This window comes from Krasilnikovia sp. MM14-A1259, assembly GCF_047159535.1.
Lineage (GTDB): Bacteria > Actinomycetota > Actinomycetes > Mycobacteriales > Micromonosporaceae > Actinoplanes.
Window position 1 is genome coordinate 2133887 of the sequence record NZ_BAAGAJ010000002.1, and the last position, 23718, is coordinate 2157604.

Below are 23718 nucleotides of genomic sequence, written 5' to 3' on the forward strand. Positions count from 1 at the left end.
GGACTGTCCATCAACACCGGCACTGGTGTCGTCTCGGGTGTGCCTTCCGCGGCGGGCGGCTCCTCGGTCACGGTGACCGTGCGGGATGCGACGACGGCGACGGCGAGCGCCTCGTTCACCTGGGCCACCGGTGTCGTGGTGGCGAACCCGGGTAACCAGGTGGCACCGTCGAACGTCGCGTTCTCCAAGACGATCACCGCTGCCGGCGGCACCGCCCCGTACACGTGGTCGGCGACCGGCCTGCCCCCCCGGCCTGACGATCAACACGTCCTCCGGTGTCATCTCCGGTACCCCCACGACCAAGGGCACCTATCCGACGACGGTGACCGCCACCGACACTGCCGGCGTGGCCGGCACCGCCGCGTTCAGCATCACCACCGGCGTGATCGTCCCGCACCCTGGCAACCGCGGTAACGCCAACGGCGCCGCCATCGCCGACCTCGCCCTGACCGCGAACGGCGGCACCGCCTCCTACACTTGGACCGCCACCGGCCTGCCCACCGGACTGTCCATCAACGCCACCACCGGCGTCATCACCGGCACCCCCACCGTCGATGGCACCTACTCGGTCATCGCCACCGCAACCGACACCGCCGGCGTCTCCGGCGCGACCGGCTTCACCTGGAACGTCGGCCCCGCCCCGCAACTGACGGACCCCGGCACCAAGGTCGGCACCATCGGTGTGCCCCTGTCCCTGCCCATCACCGTGACCGGCGGCAAGGCCCCGTACACCTGGGCGGGCTCCGCGCTGCCCTCCGGCCTGTCGATCAACACGTCGACCGGTGTCATCTCCGGCACCCCGACCTCGGCGACCACCCCCACGGTGAAGGTGACCGTCACCGACAGCCTCAAGATCGTCAACTCGGTGTCGTTCGTGATCGCCGTCGCTCCCGCGGTCGCGGTGGTCGACCCCGGCACCCAGAACGACGGCGTAGGCGCCCCGGTCTCGACCACCTTCAACGCCGGCGGCGGCAAGTACCCCTACACCTGGACCGCCACCGGTCTGCCCGCCGGCCTGTCCCTCAACGCCTCAACCGGCACCGTGACCGGCACCCCCACCACCACCGGCACGAATGCCGTCACCGTGACCGCCACCGACAGCGCTGGACGTACCGGCACGCTGTCGCTGACCTGGAACATCGGCTCGATCACGGTGGCGAACCCGGGCGGCCTGGCCGCCCCGACCGGCGTCGCCTACTCCAAGGCCATCACCGCGAGCGGTGGCACCGCCCCGTACACGTGGTCGGCCACCGGCCTGCCCCCGGGCATCACCATCAACGCCTCCACCGGTGTCCTGTCCGGAACCCCGACCACGGCGGGCAACTACACCACGCGGGTGACCGCCACCGACACGACCGGCGTCCCGGGCACGGTGTCGTTCGGCTTCGCCACCGGCGTGATTGCCACCCACCCCGGCAACCGCGGCAACGCCACCGGCACCGCCATCCCCGACCTGACCATCGTTGCCAACGGTGGCACCAAGTCCTACACCTGGACCGCCACCGGCCTGCCGCCCGGCTTGTCCATCAACCCGTCGACCGGCGTGATCTCCGGTACCCCGACCACCGATGGCGCCTACTCGGTGATCGCTACCGCAACTGACACCGCGGGTGTCTCCGGCGCGACCGGCTTCACCTGGAACATCGGCCCCGCCACACAGTTGACCGATCCTGGCTCCCAGGCCGCCACGCTCGGTGTCGCCATGTCACTGCCGATCACCGCCACCGGCGGCAAGGCCCCGTACACGTGGGCGGCGGCCTGGCTGCCGTCCGGCCTGTCCATCAACAGCAGCACGGGTGTCATCTCTGGCACCCCGACCATGCTCACCACGAGCCCGGTCACCGTGACCGTCACCGACAGCCTCAAGATCGCCAGCACGGTGTCGTTCCCGATCACCGTCACCAACCCAGTCACCGTGACCGACCCCGGCACCCACAACGATGCCGCCGGCAGCACCGTCACGGCCGTGGCGCTCACCGCCGCAGGTGGCAGCGGCACCTACACCTGGACCACGACCGGGCTGCCCACCGGACTGTCGGTCAATGCATCGACCGGCGTGATTTCCGGTGTCCCCGCGGCGGCGGGCACGAGTGCCGTCACCGTCACCGCCACCGACTCTGCCGGACGCAGCGCCACCCGCTCCTTCACCTGGAACGTTGCGCTCGCCCTGACAGCCGCGAGCATCGATGCGCAGAGCGGGACGGTGGGTATTGCGGTCAGCCCCGTGACGCTGACCGCGACCGGCGGGAAGAGCCCGTACTCGTGGTCGGCGGCCGGCCTGCCCGCCGGGCTGTCCCTGGCTGCGTCGACCGGCGTGATCTCCGGCGCCCCGACAGCCGTGGGGTCCCCGACCGTCCAGGCCACCGTGACCGACGCGGACGGGCGGACGAACATCACCACCTTCACCTGGACCGTAGCCACCCCCGTCACCATCCACGAGCTGCCCACCCAGGACAACACGGTCGGCGTCAACGGCTCCGTCACCGTGTCCGCTAGCGGTGGCGCCGCCCCCTACACCTGGACCGCCACGGGCCTGCCCGACGGTCTGTCCATTGACACCACCACAGGCATCATTTCCGGCACCCCGGCGGCGGCCATCTCCACCACGGTGACGATCACCGCCACCGACGCCGCTCACCGCACCGGAAGTCTCCGCGTCGCCTGGAACGTCGGGGTTCCCGTGTCGCTGGCCAACCCGGGAACGCAGAACGGCACCGTCGGTGTCCCCGCCAGCCTGCAGCTGGCCGGCAGCGGTGGTACAGGCAGCTACACGTGGACCGCGACCGCCCTGCCCGACGGCCTGACCCTGAACGCGTCAACGGGCCTGATCACCGGACAGCCGACCACCGAGGGAACCTGGACCGCCGGTATCACGATCACCGACACTGCCGGCCGCACCGCAACCGTCTGGTACACCTGGACCGTGGCGCTGGCCCTGGCCGCGGTCAATCCCGGCGACCAGAGCACCATCGTCGGCCAGCAGGTGAACCTCACCCTCGCTGCGGGTGGCGGCACCGCCCCCTACACCTGGACTATGGCCGGCCTTCCGTCGGGCGTGACCGTCGACCCGGCCACCGGGGTCGTGACCGGATCCCCGATCACCGCCAGCGCCGGCTCCACCGTGACCGTGACCTTGACCGACGCCGTAGGCCGCACAGACCACACCGCGTTCACATGGACCGTCCGCCTGGCCACCCCGACCGGTCTCACCGCGAATGCCCAAGGCCTCCAGACCGTGGAGCTCGCCTGGGCCCCGGTTGCCGGCGCGACCGGATACCGAATCTACCGGGACGGCGCCCCCGTAACCACCACAGGCACCGACCCCCACCTGTGGGACCGCCAGCTGGACGGCTCCACGACCTACCGCTACCGCATCACCGCAGTCGACGCTGACGGCCTGGAAACCGCCTCCAGCGCCGAGGCAGTCGTCACGACGACACCGACGCCCGAGGCACCCACGAACTACGCCGTGTGCCCGCAGGACGACACCCTGCCCGGGTGCGCCTACACCGCCAGCATCCCGGCAGGTGCGGCTCACCCCGATAGCAACGGCACATCGCTCACCGATGGCGTGCACGGCCAGGTCACCGGCGGGGCAGCCTGGCAGGGCCGCCACAACGTCGACGAGTACACGTTCACCGTCGACCTGGGCGTCAGCCGTCCCCTCACCGAGATCAACAGCGGCTGGCTACAGAACAAGAGCGACAGCGTCGAGCTGCCCCTCACCGTCAGCTACGCGCTGTCCAACGACGGCCACAACTTCACCGGCACCGCACTCGTGTCGCGGCCGTACGCCTCGGCTGCGGATCAGGTCCGCCCCTACCGTGCGGCGGGTCTCAACACGACTGCCCGCTACGTCCGCGTCACGGTTAATGGCAGCGCCGGCTGGACCATGGTGGACGAAGTCGAGGCGCGGGGCGTTGTCGCGCAGGCGCTGCCCGCGTTGACGCTGTCAGCGCCGACTGCGAACCCGGTTGACCAGGACCATGCAATTACGCCGCTGCCCGTCACCGTCGCGGAACCGGTTGGTCCTTTTAGCTGGAGCGCCGATGGCCTGCCCGACGGCCTGACGATCGACCGCAGCACCGGCGTCATCACCGGCATCGTCCGCGCCGCAGGCGTTTTCACGATCACCGTGACCGCCACGAGCACGAAGGGACGCATCGGCCACGCGTCGATCCCCCTGCGCGTGTATGCCGCGACTGCAAAGGGTCCGGTGATGAACTCGGGCACGGTTGCCGGGGTTGGGCCGGACGCGAAGAGCGGCGGCGTGGCCGTGGTGGACGGCTACGCCTACACCATCACCGGGAACAAGGTCGTGCGCCTAGACCCGGCCGCGGGCAAGAACGCCACCGCCCAGACAGTCGCCGGCAGCGACACCAACGGCTGCACCGACGCCGGCACCGGCAGCCAGGCCCGCTTCTACGCCAGCAGCGCACGGATCATCGGCACCGACGGCTCACTGCTCTACGTCTACGACTACAACTGCGGCGTACGGGCGGTCAACCCCACCACCGGCGCCACCCGCACCATGACCGGCCTGTCGGCCAACACCAGCAGCACCGTCGACGGCCGCTACCTCTACACCGCCGCCACCTACGGCAACGGGATCGTCCGCTACGACCTGCAAACCGGCCAGGCAACCAACCTGTTCGGAACCGTCAGCCTGAGCTCCAGCGTTCTGGCAGCGGACAACACCTACGTGTGGGCATTCAACAACAACGACTACAAGCTCTACCGCCTCGACCCTGCCGGCGTCGCCGAAACCAAGACGTTCACCCTGCCCACCAACGGTGTGACCGCCGCCCGCTCGGCCGGCGACTACGTCTACTACGCCGACAGCCGTAACCTGCTCACCCGGGTCAACAAGAACGACGGCAGCCTGCAAGTCGTCGCCGGCGACGGCGCCCACAACGACGACCTGCTCTACAACACCACCGCCATCGCCGCCGACGGCACCAACCTCTACACCGCCGGCGACCACGGCATCGCCAAACTCACCGTCACCCCCCGCACCTACACCCCGACCGCGACCGGTCCAGTGATGAACTCGGGCACGGTTGCCGGGGTTGGGCCGGACGCGAAGAGCGGCGGCGTGGCCGTGGTGGACGGCTACGCCTACACCATCACCGGGAACAAGGTCGTGCGCCTAGACCCGGCCGCGGGCAAGAACGCCACCGCCCAGACAGTCGCCGGCAGCGACACCAACGGCTGCACCGACGCCGGCACCGGCAGCCAGGCCCGCTTCTACGCCAGCAGCGCACGGATCATCGGCACCGACGGCTCACTGCTCTACGTCTACGACTACAACTGCGGCGTACGGGCGGTCAACCCCACCACCGGCGCCACCCGCACCATGACCGGCCTGTCGGCCAACACCAGCAGCACCGTCGACGGCCGCTACCTCTACACCGCCGCCACCTACGGCAACGGGATCGTCCGCTACGACCTGCAAACCGGCCAGGCAACCAACCTGTTCGGAACCGTCAGCCTGAGCTCCAGCGTTCTGGCAGCGGACAACACCTACGTGTGGGCATTCAACAACAACGACTACAAGCTCTACCGCCTCGACCCTGCCGGCGTCGCCGAAACCAAGACGTTCACCCTGCCCACCAACGGTGTGACCGCCGCCCGCTCGGCCGGCGACTACGTCTACTACGCCGACAGCCGTAACCTGCTCACCCGGGTCAACAAGAACGACGGCAGCCTGCAAGTCGTCGCCGGCGACGGCGCCCACAACGACGACCTGCTCTACAACACCACCGCCATCGCCGCCGACGGCACCAACCTCTACACCGCCGGCGACCACGGCATCGCCAAACTCACAACAGTGGTCCGTGTGTATGAGGAGCCGGCTGTGCGTGCGCCGGACTTCGGTGATGTCCGTCCTGTCGGCCCGGACGTCCGGGGCAGTGGTATGGCCGTGGTGGACGGCTACGCCTACACCATCACCGGGAACAAGGTCGTGCGCCTAGACCCGGCCGCGGGCAAGAACGCCACCGCCCAGACAGTCGCCGGCAGCGACACCAACGGCTGCACCGACGCCGGCACCGGCAGCCAGGCCCGCTTCTACGCCAGCAGCGCACGGATCATCGGCACCGACGGCTCACTGCTCTACGTCTACGACTACAACTGCGGCGTACGGGCGGTCAACCCCACCACCGGCGCCACCCGCACCCTCACCGGTGTGTCGGCCAACACCGGCAGCACCATTGCGGGCCGCTACCTCTACACCGGCGCCACCTACGGCAACGGGGTCGTCCGCTACGACCTGCAAGCCGGCCAGGCCACCACCCTGTTCGGAACCATGAGCCTGAGCAACAGCGTCCTGGCCGCGGACAACACCCGCGTGTGGGCATTCAACAACAACGACGGCAAGCTCTACCGCCTCGACCCCACCGGCACCACCGAAACCACGACATATGCCCTACCCGGCACCGCAGTTACCGCGGCCCGCTCGGCCGGCGACTACGTCTACTACGCCGACGACAGCAACTTGCTCACCCGGGTCAACAAGAACGACGGCAGCCTGCAAGTCGTCGCCGGCGACGGCGCCCACAACGACGACCTGCTCTACAACACCACCGCCATCGCCGCCGACGGCACCAACCTCTACACCGCCGGCGACCACGGCATCGCCAAACTCACCGTCACCACCCGCACCTACACCCCACCCGCCACCGGACCAGTCATGTACTCGGGGAAGATCACACGGGTCGGCCCGGATCGCTGGGTCAAGGGTGTAACGCTGGTCAGCGGCTTGGTCTACACCGCCGTCGGCTCGAACATCGTCGAGGCATTCCTTGACGGCTCTAACGAGAATGTCCAGGCTGGCGGCGGCGGCGCTGCCGACTGCGCCCACGCCGACGCCGGTGAGGGCAGCCGAGCCACGTTTTTCAATCCGAGCGTCATCGGTAACGATGGCCGGCAGATCTATGTCGCGGACGGCTGTGGGCTGCGGGAAGTCAACTGGCTCACCGGAGCGACGCGCACGATCAAATTTCAGGTCAACGCGCGCAGCGTGGTGGGGGATCATTACATCTACACCACCGACAGCTACGGAAAGCTCTGGCGCTACGACCTGACTGCCCGCAAGACCACCCGCCTGTACGCCGACATGACCATGACGGGCCCATTGGCAGCAGATACTACGTCACTGTGGGCGTTCAACAACAACGACGGCAAGCTTTACCAACTTGACCCGAGCGGCAACAATCCCGCCAAACCGTTCCCGCTGCCCACCAGCACCGCGTCTACCGCACTCTCGGTCGGGAACTACATCTACTACACCGACGGCAGCAACCTGCTCCGCCGTATCGACAAGCGCAACGGCAATCTCCAGATCATCGCCGGCGACGGCGCCCAAGACGATGACCTGCTTTTCGGCACCATGGGAATCGCCAGCGACAATTTCCACCTCTACGCTGCCGGGGAACACGGCCTCTACAGCATTACGGCCGCCACACGGCAATTCGCATCAGCTCAGAAGGACATCCCAATCCTTGATGCCTTGTCACCTCAGACGCAGGTCGATTTGCTTGGTGGGAAACGATCAGGTATTGCGGTAGTCGGATATGATGCCTTTACTGCGTCGCGCGCAACGGTTACGAAAACCAACATTTATACCCCCGCCAAGCCCACGGCGTTGTCTACTGGTACGGGTGGCTGCAGCGACGCGGGCAAGGGGGGCAAGGCCAGCTTCTACGACGCCTCGGTCATCGGCTATGACGGATCATTGCTCTACGTCGCCGACACCTACTGCGGCGTTCGGGCCGTCAACCCAGATACTGGATCTACCCGTACCTTGCTGGTGCCGGGGAACTCGCAATCCTCTATTGGGGGCAGGTACCTCTACACCATCGATGCGTCGAACACGCTCCTTCAGTACGGGCTCAAGACTGGCGTCACTAATGTCGTCGAACGCAATATCGCCCCCGGCTCGTTGATGGTTGCCACTGAGGATGCCGTTTACCTCGTCAATAACAGAACCGTGACGGAAGTGTCGATCACTGATACTGGCGGCCAGAAGGCCGAGGGCAGTATCGGCACGTCCCATGTCGTGACCGCTAATCTTCCTTACCGAGTCACGGGTTCCGATGTGGCCTACGCCAACGGCGGCCTTTATGTCACGGCCGACGTCCCCCCCGCTCCAGGAACGGAAGCCACGGTCGCGGCGTCGAATCCAAGTCTCGTCCGGATAGCCCTGAATTCCGCGACTGAATACGTGATCCTGCGCAGCATCTGGTCGGGTGACCTGACCGGGATCACGGTGGCGAAGCACGACGTCTACGTCCTGTACGCCGGAGGCGGAAGTGACATGACGACACTTGGGCGGATTCACAATCAGGGTCTTGTTGATTCCGAAACCCATGAAGACATGTCTTTCTACGTCGAAGAAGGCACCGCCTACATTCCCACGGGTCACCTCGACGACTTGCAGGCCATGATCAACTTGTTCGACAGGGCACTGGAGTGGAACCCAGCAACTCACATGTGTGTCAACGGGTGCCAGGGCATCAAGGCGGCCGCAGACGAGGCCGCACAGACCGTCGATAAAGGCTTCTGGCACGACGTCGCATGCTCCGTGAAGTTGTGCGACACAGCCGATGATTGGGAGCAGTCCATCATCAAGGCGGAGGTGGATAAGCAGGCCATCTACGACGAAAATGGCAGGCTCCGTCCGGATGGCAAGTTGAGATTGTTCCGCACGCAATGCATTGTCGAAGCGAATCGGGCCGAAGACTGCGACCTCTACCAGGAGATTACTGACAAGCTCAGGAACGTTGAGACCGTCGCCGACGTTCTCGCGACGATCTACGACTTCCTGCCGTCCCGAGGAGGCCTGCGCCCCGAAACCTGTCCCCACAGCTTCCGCGGCGACACCCGGGTACTTATGGCCGATGGTGGCACCACCGCCATCCAGGATATCCGCCTAGGGCAGCAGGTACTGGCCGGCGATCCAGCCAGCCAGACAACCGCCGCCCAGTCGGTGACCGCGCTACACGTCAACGCCGACACGGAACTGACCGACCTGACCCTCGCCGACGGATCCATGGTGCACACGACCGCGCACCACCCGTTCTGGACACCCCAACAGCAAACCTGGACCGATGCGAGCGACCTCGTCGCCGGCATGACTCTGGGCAGCACCAGCGGCAGCACCACCTCTGTCAAATTGGTGCACAACTTCACCGGCAACACGACCATGTACGACCTGACCGTCGACCGCCTGCACACGTACTATGTGCTCGCCGGCAACACCCCAGTGCTCGTCCACAACTGCGGTGGCGAGTCTCAGATCACCGATGAGAGGCTCGCTCACATCGAATATCGCCATGGACCTGGCGCGCGGGAAAGGGCGATTCAAGAGGGCGAGACGGACATTCCCGGGGAGTTTAATGAGGAATTCATGTGGGAGGGCGATGACATGGTTCTCGGCGACCGGTTGCGCCGAGGGGTGGACTCCACGCCGGAATTGCCAAATGAAAGAGGTCCCGGGCACATTCACCAGTTCGACTACGGCTCGCCCGTGGGTGTCAACGGGGCCGGGAATAAGACTAACATTGTTGAGGTCGTTGTGCGTGACGGCAAGATTTGGACGGCGTATCCGAAGTGACAAGTGAAGCAAAGTTCAACGAAGATGCCCGCTTCCGCTGGACAAAGGTTGCCCATGGGTGGATTTCGTTTGCACTGGATGGCGGCTCAGGGCAGTACAGATGTACAGTCAGCGACGCGAGCGACGTCATGGCTGAACTTTTGCTCGCGGTGGCCCGTATTGTCCGAGGATCGCTAGAGGAGCAAGTTTCTTTCGACCATGAGCCGACGGAGATCCGATGGACTCTTCGTCGGGCCACTGAGAAGGTATCCGTTTCGATCGAATCATTCGAACGGTGGGGCTCGAACTCCGGAGGCCATCTGAAATGGCTGGGAAACTGGTCGAGTACGAGCGACTTTGGACAGGAGTTCCTCGTGGCCACCGAATCATTCCTACAGGACGTCGGACCGGACGGATATTCGTCCGGCTGGCCATCCTATTCGACGCCGGATCACGCGATCGGTGATTTGAAGACGAGCCTAAACTCGGCAGCGACATTTGATTGACCTATGCCCCTGGATCTTTCATTATCGGCGACATGGCAGAGCCTCCGACTTTCTTCACCTAGGGCAAACGATCCACCGAAGTCCGCTGAACTTCGCCGCTTTCACGCCCGATTGTCGCCTAGCTGGCCACCAATCCAGCAGGCCGAGGCTCTTTCACAACCGATTGATGCCGCCACCGAGCCCCGTCAGCCAACAGAATCCGCCGCACGTGCGAGCGGCTCACGGCGATGCCCAGGGCTTTCGCGGCCTGCACCAACGCGTCCAGCGTCCATACCGCCGCAGTCGACGTCTCATCCGCCTGGACCAGACCCTCGGCAGCCGGGTCGTGGCGCAGCCGGCCTGGCGGAACCGTCTTGACCCACGCCACAATCCGGGACCGCTCGTCCTCGGCGTTGAACCTATGGATCCACGAACGCACTGTCCGCGCATGACACCCGAGGTCATCGGCAGCCTGCAGCACCGCCAGGCCCGTCCAGGACAACGCGACGATCTGGGGCCGCATTACCCAATCCTTGGGCGCATGCCGCGCCCCGTCCAATACGCGCGCGAAAAGTTGGCGCCTTGACCTATGGGCGGGGTTCGGGCCGCGGACTCAGAGTCCGCCACGGCGGCCGGCCGCCGTCCGCGGCGGGGCGGATCACGTTCGGCGAGTACGTCAACGACTGGTACGAGCGGCAGGACCTGGCCGTCTCCACCGGGCAGAACTACCGCCGCACGATCGAGGATCACCTGCTGCCGGCGTTCCAGGACGTCGCGGTGGCCGCGATCTCGGTGGCGGACGTGGCGCGCTGGGAGAAGCGGGAACGCTCGCTCGACTATGCGGAGGCCAGCATCCGGCTGTGGCGGACCACGCTGCACCTGATCCTGGCCGACGCGGTGGACGAGGGACTGCGGGAGTCCAACCCGGCGTCCCGGCGACGGGGCCGGGGCAAGCGGGCCGGACGCTCGGCCAAGCGCGGCCCGGAGAAGACCGTCACCTCGGCGCTGGGCATCCTGCTGCTGGCCGAACGCGCCGCGCTGCTGTCCGGCCGCGACGACGAGTTCGTCGCCGTGACGACGCTCGGCTTCACCGGCCTGCGCTGGGGCGAGCTGGTCGGCCTGGAAACGCCGTACGTGCGCCCGGGTGAGATCCGCGTCGAGTGGCAGCTGTACGAACTGGACACCGGTGTGCTGCACCGCTGCCCGCCGAAGGACGACTCCCACCGCAACATCCACGTGCCGGCATGGCTGAGCGAGCTGCTGGCCGATCACATCGCCCGGACGGCACCGCGGCCGTGCGGCTGCCACGGCTACCGGTACGTGTTCCGCGGCTACGGCACCGCCAACGGCGCGGCCCGCCGGACGGGGCCAACGCTGGCCGAGGTGGCCCAGGCGGCTGGAGTGTCGACCGGCACGGTGCCGAACGTGCTGAACCGGCCCGAGGCCGTGACCGAGGCGATCCGGGACGCGGTGACGGCGGCGATCGACCGGCTCGGCTATGTGCGCGGGGCACCAACCGGTGCGGCGGCGGCCCACTACCGGCGCAACGGGTTCGCGACGTGGCTGTTCCAGCCAGCCGCCACGGGCCGCTACCCGGCGAAGGCGCCGAAGGTGGCCCGGCCGGTGCCGGTCACCGGCGAGCCGTGGCCGGGCGTCCCGGTCCGGGGCCGCAACGCGGCGACCCGGGCGCAGGCGTGCTGGCTGCCGGTCGCACCGGGTTTGACCCCGCACGGGCTGCGGCACAGCTACAAGACGCTGATGGCCGAGTTGGGCACCCCGTCCCCGTTGATGGACGACCAGATGGGTCACTCGGACGGGTCGGTGCAGGCGCGCTACGCGCACCAGACGACCGAGATGGTGCGGCGACTCATGGACGGCCTGACGACTGCGTGGGCTGACGCGCTGGACGCCCGGCGAGCCCTCTCCCCCGGCTCACCGGTTGCGATCCTGGACCGGCTACTCCGGGCCAAGATCGTCTCCCAGATTTCTCCCCAACGGTCCCCAGAGACACTTCAGGGCCGGTCCGCATTCCGCGACACCGGCCCTGACCTGCTGATTTATCGTCGGGCTGACAGGATTTGAACCTGCGACCCCTTGTTACCAACCATTACGATTCCGGGCTTGTCATTGCTGACCGAAGTTCGGCATTGAGCTGCGGAAACACTGCAAGGCCATGATCAACTTTTGTCACCAGTTGTCGCCCGTTGGCACGCGTTTTCGGGGGGTAAACGGGGGCTGCCGGGCCATGGCGACTATCGGGCCGCAGCCATCACCGCGCGACGACCCGCTGGGTGGCCTTCGCCGAGATCCCCTGATCGCCGCCAAACTTCCATCGATACGAAACGGGGGAGCATGCCGCTCTGGGCGTCGATCGTGGGGGGGTCGTGTCGGTGGCTCAAGCTCCCGACGAGTTCCAAGCCAAGGAATCGAGTGGAGCCCGCCCTGGGCTTCCCCCGGCGGTGTGGACACCCTGAAACTGGATCTTGAGTCCAGAGGAAAGGGGTGTCCCCGTTGGGGAGGCCATCGAAGTACACGCAAGAGTTCCGGGCCGATGCGGTAGAGCTGGTGCGCTCGTCCGGCCGGCCGATCAACGAGGTTGCCCGCGAGTTGGGCCTGAGTCACGAGACGCTGCGCAACTGGGTCCGCAAGCACGAGCAGCAGACCTCAGGCCCAGGCGCGGGTTCGGCGGCGGGTGCCGGGTTGTCGGTGGCGGACAAGGACGCTGAGATCGCCCGGCTGCGCCGTGAGGTGGCCGAGTTGCGGCAGGAGAAGGAGATCCTGCGCAAGGCCGCCGCGTTTTTCGCGAAGGAGATGGATCGGTGACCAGCCGCTTCCGGTTCATCTCCACCCACCGTGGGGAGCACGGCGTGAAGCGGTTGTGCCGGGTCCTGGCGGTGTCGCGCTCCGGGTTCTACCGGTGGGCCGCCGCCGCACCCGGCCGGGCCGCGCGGACCGCCGCCGAGGACGCGCTGGCCGCCGCGATCACCACGGTGCACACCGCCTCGGGCGGCGCCTACGGCTCACCGAGGGTCACTGTCGAACTGCGTGAGCAAGGTCTGCGGGTCAACCGCAAACGGGTCGAGCGCATCATGCGTCAGCGTGCGGTGGTCGGCCGGCACCTGCGCCGGCGTAAACGGACCACGATCCCGGACCTGGCCGCGGCGCCGGTGCCAGACCTGCTCGGTCGCGACTTCACCGCCCCTGCACCGGATCAGCGGTGGTGCGGCGACATTACCTATCTGCGGGTCGGGGATCGATTCATCTACCTGGCCACCGTCATCGACATCTACTCCCGGCGGCTGCTCGGCTGGTCCATCAACTCTCACATGCGCGCCGAGCTGGTCATCGACGCTTTGCACGCGGCGGTCGCGGCTCGCGGACACCGCGTCCACGGCGTGGTGTTCCACTCCGACCGCGGCAGCCAATACGGCAGCACCGCCTTCGCGGACGCCTGCCGCCGCTACGGGGTACGCCGGTCGAGGGGCCGGATCGGGTCGTCGTTCGACAACGCCCTGGCCGAGGCGTTCTTCGCGTCGCTCAAACGCGAACTCGACGTCGACAGGCGCCGCTGGGCCTGCGAGGCCGATGCCCGCCGCGACGTGTTCCGCTGGATCGCGTTCTACAACCATCGCCGCCGGCACTCCGCCCTCGGTTACCGCAGCCCCGCCGACTACGAACAAACCCCCGACCCGGCTACGCTGCTCCAAGTCGCGGCATAACCCGGTGTCCACACCCCGGGGGGAAGCTCACCCAACGCGGGTGGGAAAGTACGCCCGTGCTTACGGGTAGTCAACCCGGAGGAACCGACGCCATCGATTGTGTCGGGACTGATGTCGTCGGGCGGGTCGTTGATTGACGAGATCGTGCGCGACGGCGCCCGTCAGATGCTCGCGGCGGCGTTGGAGGCTGAGGTCGCCGGCGAAGTTCGGCAAGGCCGTCGCGAAGATCGTCGACGATCTGGACGAACTACTGGCGTTCTCCGACTTCCCGCCCGAGCACTGGGTGCACCTGTGCACCACGAACCCGATCGAGTCGACGTTCGCCACCGTCCGGCACCGCACCAAGGTCACCAAAGGCCCCGGCTCGAAGGCCGCCGGTCTGGCCATGGCGTTCAAGCATTTCTCATCCACAAGTCTTGACGATTGCTCCCCTGATGGCGAAAATGCCGCGACCGGCTCAAACATAGCCCCGTCAAGGGTCCTCGTGCCGATATCTAGGACTACCCTGGCAGACATGGCGAGAAGACGACACCGTGGGGCTGCCCGCCGCACTGTGTCTGCGACTGCGCTGGCTATCGCCCTACCTGTAGTAGTCGGCTGGTTCACCGTCCTGGGGGCCTCATACTGGTGCAGCGGCGCAGGCATCGCTCGCCCGACCCCAGCGGGCGGCCGGCTCACCACCCAAGCCGCACTTAGAACCACGCTTTTCGTGACTAGCCTCTTGTTGGCGCTCATTAACGGCCCCCTCCGACTGGCTGGCGTCGTAGGAATGATCGTCATGATTCTTGCCGGCGCAGCAGGGTACTGCAGTCCGGCAGCCCGGCAGGCGAGGGAGATGCGCAGGATTGATGGCTTGAGGGCCGAGTCCGTTATAGCCGGACGGTCACCTGCTCCATGGTCGACAACCCCGGACTGGATTGCATCAGGACCACTACCTCGCCTTTTTCGTTAGCCCGACTATTCACATCATTGCCGCCTGTTCATTCTGAGGCACTTAATACCCAGTGGTCGATCGAATCCTGCGCGGCCGGGATCGATCCCGCCCCGGACCGGGCCACCACCACCTGGTCACAGTTCCTGCGCTCGCAGGCCGAGGTGCTACTGGCCGCGGACTTCATCGAAACGGTCGCCCTGACCGGAACAAGGCTGTACGTCCTCGCAGTCATCAAACATGCCAGCCGCCGCATCCGGATCCTCGGCTGACCGCGCACCCGAGCGCCGCGTGGGTGGCCCAGACCGCCCGCAACCTCGTGATGGGCCTCGACGACGCCGGATGCCGAGTGAAGTACCTGTGGGCTTGATGGCATGAAGGAGCGGGGCCTCGCTCCTCGTGACTCCCGGCGGGATGCTCAGGGTGCTCACTTCTCACGGTTGAAGGAGGCCCCTCATGCAGGCAGAGTACGACGGCCGGCAGATCGTAGGTATCGATCTGCACCGGCGCCGGACGGTGATCGTGCGGATGACCGAGGCCGGTGACCAGCTCGGCTGTGTGCGCATCGATAACGAACCGCTCGCGTTGGCGGCGGAGATCGCGAAGGCCGGAGGACACCCGGACGTGGTTCTGGAAGCCACCTACGGCTGGTACTGGGCCGTCGACGTGCTCCAGGACGCTGGCGCGCAGGTCCATCCGGCGCATCCGCTCGGGGTGAAAGGGTTCGCCTACCGGCGGGTCAAGAACGACCAGCGTGACGCCGCGGACCTGGCCGACCTGTTGCGGATGAACCGGCTGCCGGAGGCGTACGTGGCGCCGCCGCAGGTGCGGGAACTACGCGAGCTGGTACGGCATCGGGCGAAGCTGGTGGCGTTACGGTCCGGGCTCAAGGCCGGGGTGCACGCGGTGCTGGCCAAGCAGGGTGTGCTTGTCCCGGTCAGCGATCTGTTCGGTGTCGGCGGCCGGAAACTGGGCATGGGCATGTCTTCAGGCTCGTACCTTTCTCGCGACGCGGTGCGTCACCTGACAGACCGGCGTGCCAGGGTGTCGGTGACAAACGGACTGTGGGTACCGTGCCAAAATATTGCTAGGTCGTCCCGGGCTCGCGTAGCGGCGACGAATAGCAGCGATCGGTCCCTAGCGCGTTCGCGCTGGTATCGTGCCGGATCGGCGTCGGTGTACCGCGCGATCGCGGCACGCGGTACGAGCCCGTTCGATACTCCGCCGAGGATCATCCGCCGATATTCCAGGCCCTTGAAGCGGTGCATGGTGCCGACGTGTACGCCGTCGGCTCGCTTCGGGCCGTCGGGTCCGATCTCGGCCACGGGGATGCCGTCGGCGTCCAGCCGCGCGACGATCTCGGCAACCATGTCCTTGGTGGGCAGGCACACCGCGATGGATCCATCGACGGCTGGCCCCCATGATCGCAGTTGCGCCACGATCGCGTCCCGCTCCTCCGCCCAGGTGCGCAGACCGTGCAGCCTTGGCTGCTCGCCGCGTAGCAGGGATCGGTAGCCGGACAGGGTGTCCTCGCCGCCGTCGAGGTCGTCGTAGGTCTCACCGGTGAGCAGCTCGAGCGCGACCGCGAGGATCTGCCGGGTGGTGCGATAGCAGCGGGTTAGCCGTGACGAGCGGCCACGGATGTTGATGCCGAGGCTACCCAGTGAGGCATAGTTGTCGTAGATGCGCTGGTGTGTATCGCCGGCGATGAACATGTCGTTGCGGGTCGGGGAGACCATCGCGCGCAGCATCTTCCAGTGGGCCGTGCTGAAGTCCTGCGCTTCGTCGACGACCACGTGGCGGTATCGGGATCCTGCGGCGCGCGACGCGGCCCGGTCGGCCCTGTCTATTTCGGCGCGGGCAGCTGCTGCGGCGATTTGCCGCCACGTCCACACGCCCTTTTCTTCCAGGCGCAGGGTGAAACGTTCGGCGAGCTGCCAGATCTGGTCCCGGTCGGCCCGGGTCAGCGTCCGGCCGCGCCCTGCCCGTCGAGCGAGGAAGTAGTCGGCGCGTGACGTGAGTACCTGTCCGAGGATGACTTGTCCCCACTCGGCGTTGAGGAATTCGGGGTCCCATCGCTGCACGCCGAGTTCGAGCAGCATGTCGCGCCATTCGGCCACGGCGCGGGTATCGTCGATATGGCGGCGACCCGCGCCCACGCCGGCCTCGCGAACGACGAGGCTGGCCAGCTTGTCGATGGTGAAAATATCCACTCGGGAGAGGACTTTTTCCCCGCCGAGCGTAAGCAGGCGCGCCCGTAAGTCGGCCGCGAGGTTTCGGTTGAAGGTGGTCAGCAGGATCGGTCGGTCGGTGCCGTCCGGGAGCTGTTCGACCAGGTGGGCGACCCGATGTAGGGCGACGATCGTCTTGCCGGTACCGGGACCGCCGCTTACTCGGGTGGGTCCGGTGTAGTCGCGCTCTACAAGCTTGCGCTGCATGGGGTGCAGGTACACCTGCCACCGGGCGAACGGCTCGTCGAGCATCGCCTGTAGCGCCTCGTCGTCGGTGGTGACCGGCGTGGCGGGCCGGTTTACCGCGGTGAGGTAGTCGTCGAGATCGACGGGGTCCTCGGCGGTGACCGGCTTGGTTACCTGATCCCGCACCTCGTCGACAGTGGCGCCGCTGAATAGTTGCAGCAACACCTCGGCGGTCACCGACGGTACGTCTTCCATGAACGTCTGCAGCTCGTCCTCGCTGGTCAGCTGCCGGATCGCGGGCAGTAGTGGCTCAGCAACCCCGAGTTCGATCAGGTCATCGTCGCTGACCTTCTCGAACAGTGCGGGCCGTGCGGTAGACGCACGGTCCGCCTTCATGAGACGCCCGACGATGCTGTCACCCACCGGCGCGAGGTCGAATACCTCGATGCCGCCGGTTACCCGGTTGATCTGGTACGCGTAGCGGTCCAGGTCCTCGTTAACGTCCTTGCGGTGCTTGACGGACACGAGCAGGTAATCTCTGTCGCCGGCGTGCAGCAGCAGCGCCCGGTGGTCGGCGCTGACCCGAGCCGAGTACAGCCGAGAGTCGCCTTTGAGCTGTTTGAAGTGAAGTCCAGGGTTGTTCGGGTTGGTGCGGAACTTGGAGATGAACTCCCACACCGCACCGCGGTCGGCGCGCGAAAGCTTCATGATCTCCTTGTCAGCGCGCTCCAGGATGCGCAGCGTGGCGCCGCCCTGCCCTGCCATCAATGACCCTCTCCAGAGACCATGTTGGGTATGATGATCTTGTCGATGAGCTCGTCAACGGTCCATTGCCGGGCGATGCGGGCGTCCCAGCCGTCGGCAGCGTACGCTCTGTCGCGATCCGCGGCCTCAAGATGACCGTGTCCAGCGGCGACCACGACCGCGATCTTCCGGTCCGGCCATGCCAGCTCGGCCTGCCATCCAGCGTCGCCGAGCTCGTACCCCTGCTCCGGTAACGGCGCCTCCCGGGCGATGAGACCGCGCACCAACGACTCCAGACCGGATTCGCCAGGGAACAGCAGATCGAGCACCTCGTGCCAGCGCTGATCCGCGTCGCTGTCGCCGAGCACCGCCGGCTCGCCTTCCGGCTCGGGCTGCTCGGCCAGACCAAGCCAAGTAGCGGTTTCCTCGTCCAGCTCGCTTGCCCGGCGTGCGAGCACGAGGCCGGTACCCTCGCTGACCGCCAGTTCGGCCGGCTCGAAGTTGTCCAGTTCCGAGGTGGCCAGCTGAGCGCCGTCTCCACCACCGAAGTCGAGGAACTGGATCAGGTTGCCCCAGTAGAGCCACCCCGCCCACCGGCGCCGGTGATCGGGGTCGCTGTCCCGCACTGCCCCGGCGCGGTCGTCGACCACGGCGAGCGCCGACCAGGTAGGTGGTTGGCCGCCACGCCGGTCCACGATGAGGGTGAGAGGACAGCTGTTGCCGTCGGCGGTCTGGACCACTGTGATGCCGCCAGCGGTCGGAGTGGCTAGAGGGGCGCCATGCAACGCAGCTGTGATCGCAGCACCGAGGCCGTGAGAGCTGACCAGTGTCTTCGCGCCGGGCTGGGTCAGCAGGCCAGCCAGCGTCCCCACCGCGCGGCGGTGCCATACGGCTCCGTCCGGATCCGCCAGGTACGCCAGAAGCATGTCGATCGGGTTGGTCCAGGCGAACGTGTTGAGGTCGTCCGGATCGTGTCCGCCGAGTTGCTGGTACAGCTGGCGGGCGGCCCTCTTGCCGTTCTCCTGGTACGGCGGCCAGACCGGATCAGTCCTGACCTCGTGTCCCGTCCAGCGTTGCACGTCATCCCAGGTCATGGCGAAGACGTACATGGGTTGCGCCCGCAGGACGGCACGCTTGGCCGCGTCGTCGGCGAGCCGGTTGTGCCGCTCGGATGCGTGGTACTTGTAGCCGTCGAGGTACACCGCCACCTGGGGGCTGGCGGCATCCAGGCGAACAAAGTGCACATCCGGCCGGGTGCCTCTGATCGTGTTCTGCAGCTTCATCCGCCAGTGGGTCACGCTGCCGCTCGGGGAGGTGAAACGCAGTTCCGCGAAGCGGGCACCGTCGCGGTCGGTGGACCGGGTGATCGACGCGGGGGTGTCCGTCCGGGCGCCCCAGTCCAGAAGCGCCTGGAGGAACCTGGCTTCCAGTTCGCTTTCCACTTGCTGGATGAGGGAGATCTCGTTGGTGCTGGTCACATGGCGGACCTGCCATTTGGCGAGCAGCCGGTCCAGCAGGTCCACCGCCTCCTGCTTGCTCATCAGCGAGAACTCGTTGGCTTGGGCGTACCGCAGAAGGCACCGGTGGCAGGCAGTGCGCCCCTCCGCGCCGCAGACACAATCGGCGATCGCGTCCCGGGCGGCCTGGAGGACCAGTCGAAACTCGTCCGGATCGGAAAGGCGATGCAGGTACCCAGTGCCGCCGGGCTGGACGTCGAACAGCACGACGAACTGCCGCTGCTCGCCGGTACCGTCCTCGCGGTTGTCGGGCATGTAGGCACGGACAGTACGCAGGTGGTCCGGGTCTCCGCCGTACCTGGTCGCGATGCCCAAGCGCAGGGCGGCCTGGAAGGACCGGATGCGTTCCTCGACCAGCGCGGCGACGGCCGGTACCAGGATGCGCAGTGCCTCGGTGTTGAGCTCGTGGGCGAGGATGAGTGCCCGGTGGTCCATGGTGGAGCCACGCCAGCCGGGACACCACGGTCGGTGATGCTCGTTCCCCCTGGACCGGCCCACACCGGACGAGATGCCTAGCGTCGCCAGTGCCACGGGCGGGCCGTCGGTGGTGGCGCCGCCACAGGTGACGCATGTGTGGAACGGGTTGACCCGCACGTCGTCGCCAGCGAACCGGTGGTCGGCACGGCTGTCGAACCGGGTGCGACCCAGGTTGAACCGCCGCACCACCGCGTGGCGGGCGTAGTCGACACCGAATGTCTCGGTTTCGTGCCGCCAGGATGCGGCGAGCGCGGTGGCGCCCATGTCCACCGTGGTCGCCGTCGTGTAGGAGGCACTGTCCCGATCGTCCTCGTCGTCACCGATGCGCGCGTCGTCACGCCGGTCGCGTGAGCTGACCCGCGTCGGTACCAGCACGTCGTAAAGTTGACCGCTGTCGGCGATGCCGCCGTCGCCGCACCGGTCGCAGGCGCTCGTGTCGTCTGCCCCGAGCGCGGTCCGCACGTACCCGCAGGATGGACAGATTCGCCACCTCCGTACCGCGCGCCCTTTCGCGCCGAGGTCGAGGCCGGAGATCTGGTGACCGTATCCCCGGACGTAGTAGGTGTTTCCGGGCGCGATCTCGGTCAGCGCCTGGCGCGCTGGGCGTGCGTACTCGCGGACTTCGGAGTGATACTCGGTATCGCCGGCCGGGGTCTTCTCCTCCCAGGTGAGTGTGGCTTCCAGTGTGGTGCGGGTGTCGGTAAGCGCGTAGTTGGGCAGCAGTCCGTATTCGACGAGCGTTCCGTGCGCGGCTGCCCGACCGATCCGGCTGATCTGCCGACGGGTCTGGATTGCCTCGCTGCGCAGCATCTTGAGGTCCCGGGCGTGGTCGGGGTTCGTGGCGACCAGCGCGCTGGCGGCCTCGTCGATGCGGGTGAGTCGCTCGCGCAATTCGGCGAGCTGCTCGTCCCAGATGTGGTTCGCGTCTGCCACCGCGTCGAGCAGCCCGCCAGTCGCGTAGGCGCGCAGGTCGTCGGTGGTGGCCTGACTGATCTGGTTGCCGAACAGCGCGAGGAACTCCTCGACGAGCGTGCCTCCCTCGCGTACCGCCGCGGTGGCGAGGCCGCGCAGCCAGGCGGTCGGACCGAAGACGGCCGAGGCCCACCGGGGCAGGGGCAGCACGCCCGGGAAATGGCCCCGCGCGGCCAGGTCGACCAGGTGCGCCAGGTACTGGCGGCGTAACAGGTCGACCGCGGACAGGAAGCAGCCGGGCGGCACGATGTCCCCGGCGAGCATGTCGCGAGGCTCGGTCAGGAAGTAGCGGTCCCGCTCGCTGCGCCCCACCAGGGTCACGATCAACGCGTTGCCGGTGCGCCGGCCCGCGCGGCCGGCGCGCTGCACGTAGTTGGCCGGTCCGGCAGGCAGCGATGCCAGCACCACCGCCGACAGGTCGCCGATGTCGATACCCATCTCCAGCGTCGGCGTGCAGGACAGCACGTTCGGGTCGCTGTACCGGCGGTTCTGCCGGAACGCCACCTCCACCGTTTCCCGCTGTGCGCGGGTGAGTAGACCGGTATGCTCGGACGCCACCACCCGGAAGATGCCACCCTCCAGGTACAGGCGGCGGTAGTAGTCGTCGCGGGCGGCGGAGTCCGGCGCGGGCAGCAGATGCCCGGAGCACCGGTACTGGCGGCACGGTTGGCCGACCCAGCCGGTGACCCGGTCCGGGTGCACGGTCTGCTGCCAGGTGCAGCTGTCGCAGCCGATGCCGGCGGCTACGGCCTGCTCTGCGTCCAACAGGGTCACCTGTAGATGCCCAGGTTGCAAGCCGTACACGTTGGCGCTGCCGTTCTCGGTGGTGCCCTGCGCGAGCACACCAGCGTTGGCAAGCGCCGGCAGCAGCCGTTCGAGGTAGACAGTCGCGTCGCTCGCGGTCAGGCCGAGGCATCGGGAGGTCCAGTCGGCATACCAGGAATCCCGGCCGATGCCCTGGAATTGCGACTTGCCCGGCACCGACCCGGTGATGAGGAACCGCGGTGCGGCGAGCCCTCTCGGGAAGGCCGGCATGCCATCCGGCCGCCCGCCCCAGATCTGCCAGCGCAGCCCGCCGGAGCGCAGGTAGCCGGCGTACCAGTCGTGACGCACCGCGCCCTGAGTGCGTAGCCGCTCCAGCAGTCCCCGCACGTGCGCCGTAAACCGCTCGGGCTCGGGCAGCTTGTCGAGTTCGTGGACGGGCGCTGCGGTCAGCACGTCGCGGCACAGTGCTGCCGTCGCCGCCGGGTCGTCAAGCGCGACTTCAACCGCGGCGGTACGGGTCAGCTCCAGCGTTCGGCCGGGCCGGGCGCGCAGGCCGCACTCTAGGATGGTGGCGAACGCCAAGCGCTGCGCGATCAGCCGCCACGCGGCGGGCGAGCCGGCCTCCTCGCTGGCCAGCAACGCGTCCACGCCGGGCCGGTCGTGCAGATCCTGCGGTACGACGGTGGCCAGTGTCTTCGGATCGGCCGCCGCACCGATCACGCGGGCGATGACGTCGTTGAGGTCGGTCGGCTCTCCCGGCTTGAGCTGGGCGGCGAGCAAGGCGCGTAGCGAGAAGGTATACGCGCGGCTAGCGACAAATCCGGCACGATACGCGGCGTCCTGTACAGAGTCATTGAACAGCAGTGTCTTGCGTTCCCGCTCGTCGAGTTCCCCGCCGGTGAACAGGTTCGTCACCGCCACGGACGCCAGCGATGCAAGGCCTGCACCGATATATCGGATGCCCTGGTCGGTTTCGCACGCCGGGCATCGATCGTTCTCTGCCGCAACGATGTCGGACAAATCGCCGAGTACAAACACGCCGTTGTCCGGCTGCGACCTTCCCCCGTCGCGTACCGGATCAAACGGCCGGACCCGTTGTCCTGCCTCCAGCACGATCAGCCCGCGCCGCGCCTGCACGACCTCGGTCGGCGTGGCCGCGATGAACGAGCGCAGGCGCCGCTTCTCCCGTGTGGTGCCGGCCCGGTAAATGCGGTCGGGATCCGTGTTGAGTTCCTGCGGATCACGCTCGGGCGAGAAGGCCGACCAGCCGGAGCGCCCGCAGTGGCGGCAGTGGATGGCGGGCAGCAGTGCCTGCCGCCGGTCGGCCACGACCAGGTCCGCCTCGGCCGGCTGGAGATCCGGATCGCGCGGTGGCTCGCCGTACCAACCGAACGCCGGTCGATCGGCCACTGCCCGCAGCAGCCGAGACACATGCCGCACCCACAGGTGCCCCTCGATCGTCAACAGCGGCCGCTGCGGATGATCCGGGTTGCGCGCCTGCGACAGCAGCGCGATGAACCGGGCCAGCGCGGCCGCGGCGACCTCCGGCTCACGCTTGAACGTTTCGCCCCAGTCCGGTCCCGCACCGCGTCGGGGCAGGATCTCCAGGATCTCTTCGGCGGTACGCGGGCGGCCGTCCAGCACCGCGAGGACCGCCTGAGTGAGCTTGTGTCTGCGTAATCCACGCCCGAGTACCACGGGATGGGTGTCCGAGCTTCCCAGCACGGCCATGGCGATCGCCGACAGCGCGTCCGGCTCGATGGCTGCCAGATCCTTCGGGTGCGGAATCGGCAGGCCATAGTCAACCTCACCGATAAACTCCTCCGGGAGATACCGGTCCTCGCCAACGACCGACTCCTCGTCGAAAGCGGCGCCGAAGACCTGGGCCGCCACCCCGCGGATATCCTCGGCCGCATCCGCGCTGTGCCGGGCGGAGCCGAGCGTGGCCGAGGTAGCCACCGGGCAGATCGTCCCCAGCGGCCGTTCCACGTTGCCGCCGGCCGCGACCGAGGCGAGCCGGCGCAGCAGCATCGCCACGTCGGTGCCCTGCGCGCCGTCGTAAGTGTGGAACTCGTCGAGCACCACGTACGTTAGGA

General features: G+C 67.4%; 7 protein-coding genes and 2 pseudogenes. 6 read left to right on the forward strand and 3 right to left on the reverse strand.

Features of this window, described 5'->3' with window-relative positions; all coding sequences use genetic code 11:
* The first annotated feature begins 85 nt into the window (after nt 1–85).
* The gene (locus ACMCNK_RS09305; RefSeq protein ID WP_412735993.1) at nt 86–9616 is read left to right on the forward strand and encodes a putative Ig domain-containing protein; all 9531 of its coding nucleotides are present in this window, start codon (nt 86–88) and stop codon (nt 9614–9616) included.
* Between the two features lie 603 nt (nt 9617–10219).
* Here the strand turns inward: ACMCNK_RS09305 and ACMCNK_RS09310 are convergent.
* Nucleotides 10220–10603, reverse strand: a complete 384-nt coding sequence (locus tag ACMCNK_RS09310) for a helix-turn-helix domain-containing protein (RefSeq protein WP_412735994.1) — start codon at nt 10601–10603, stop codon at nt 10220–10222.
* Between the two features lie 59 nt (nt 10604–10662).
* Between ACMCNK_RS09310 and ACMCNK_RS09315 the strand changes: the two genes are divergently transcribed.
* The 5 genes and pseudogenes from ACMCNK_RS09315 to ACMCNK_RS09335 all read left to right on the forward strand — a co-directional run.
* Nucleotides 10663–12162: a tyrosine-type recombinase/integrase gene (locus tag ACMCNK_RS09315; RefSeq protein WP_412735995.1), complete on the forward strand. Its 1500-nt coding sequence runs from the start codon at nt 10663–10665 to the stop codon at nt 12160–12162.
* Between the two features lie 429 nt (nt 12163–12591).
* Nucleotides 12592–13799 (forward strand): IS3 family transposase gene (locus ACMCNK_RS09320; RefSeq protein WP_412735996.1). Its coding sequence is split into 2 segments (ribosomal slippage): nt 12592–12882 and nt 12885–13799, totalling 1206 coding nucleotides; the frame shifts between segments, so codons are not numbered across the junction.
* 199 nt (nt 13800–13998) lie between these two features.
* Nucleotides 13999–14196, forward strand: a pseudogene (locus tag ACMCNK_RS09325) (transposase); the annotation flags it as partial.
* Between the two features lie 497 nt (nt 14197–14693).
* On the forward strand, nt 14694–15002 hold the full coding sequence (locus ACMCNK_RS09330; RefSeq protein ID WP_412741088.1) for a hypothetical protein: 309 nt from the start codon (nt 14694–14696) through the stop codon (nt 15000–15002).
* A 184-nt stretch (nt 15003–15186) separates the two neighbouring features.
* A pseudogene (locus ACMCNK_RS09335) lies at nt 15187–15633 on the forward strand (IS110 family transposase); the annotation flags it as partial.
* A gap of 116 nt (nt 15634–15749) precedes the next feature.
* On the opposite strand, the gene ACMCNK_RS09340 reads toward ACMCNK_RS09335, so the two are convergent.
* Together ACMCNK_RS09340 and ACMCNK_RS09345 are read right to left on the reverse strand one after the other, a co-directional pair.
* Complete coding sequence (locus tag ACMCNK_RS09340) at nt 15750–17912, reverse strand: UvrD-helicase domain-containing protein (protein ID WP_412735997.1); 2163 nt, start codon at nt 17910–17912, stop codon at nt 15750–15752.
* Nucleotides 17912–23707 carry a helicase-related protein gene (locus ACMCNK_RS09345; RefSeq protein WP_412735998.1) on the reverse strand — a complete coding sequence of 1932 codons (5796 nt, stop codon included), beginning with the start codon at nt 23705–23707 and terminating at the stop codon, nt 17912–17914. The genes ACMCNK_RS09340 and ACMCNK_RS09345 overlap by 1 nt, the downstream gene beginning before the upstream one ends.
* Nucleotides 23708–23718: the final 11 nt, after the last annotated feature.

Excerpts from the sequence above, each read along its gene's own strand:
- ACMCNK_RS09305 (WP_412735993.1), top strand. The coding sequence starts at position 86 with ATGCGACGACGGCGACGGCGAGCGCCTCGTTCACCTGGGCCACCGGTG.
- ACMCNK_RS09310 (WP_412735994.1), bottom strand. The coding sequence starts at position 10,603 with ATGCGGCCCCAGATCGTCGCGTTGTCCTGGACGGGCCTGGCGGTGCTG.
- ACMCNK_RS09330 (WP_412741088.1), top strand. The coding sequence starts at position 14,694 with ATGGTCGACAACCCCGGACTGGATTGCATCAGGACCACTACCTCGCCT.
- ACMCNK_RS09340 (WP_412735997.1), bottom strand. The coding sequence starts at position 17,912 with ATGGCAGGGCAGGGCGGCGCCACGCTGCGCATCCTGGAGCGCGCTGAC.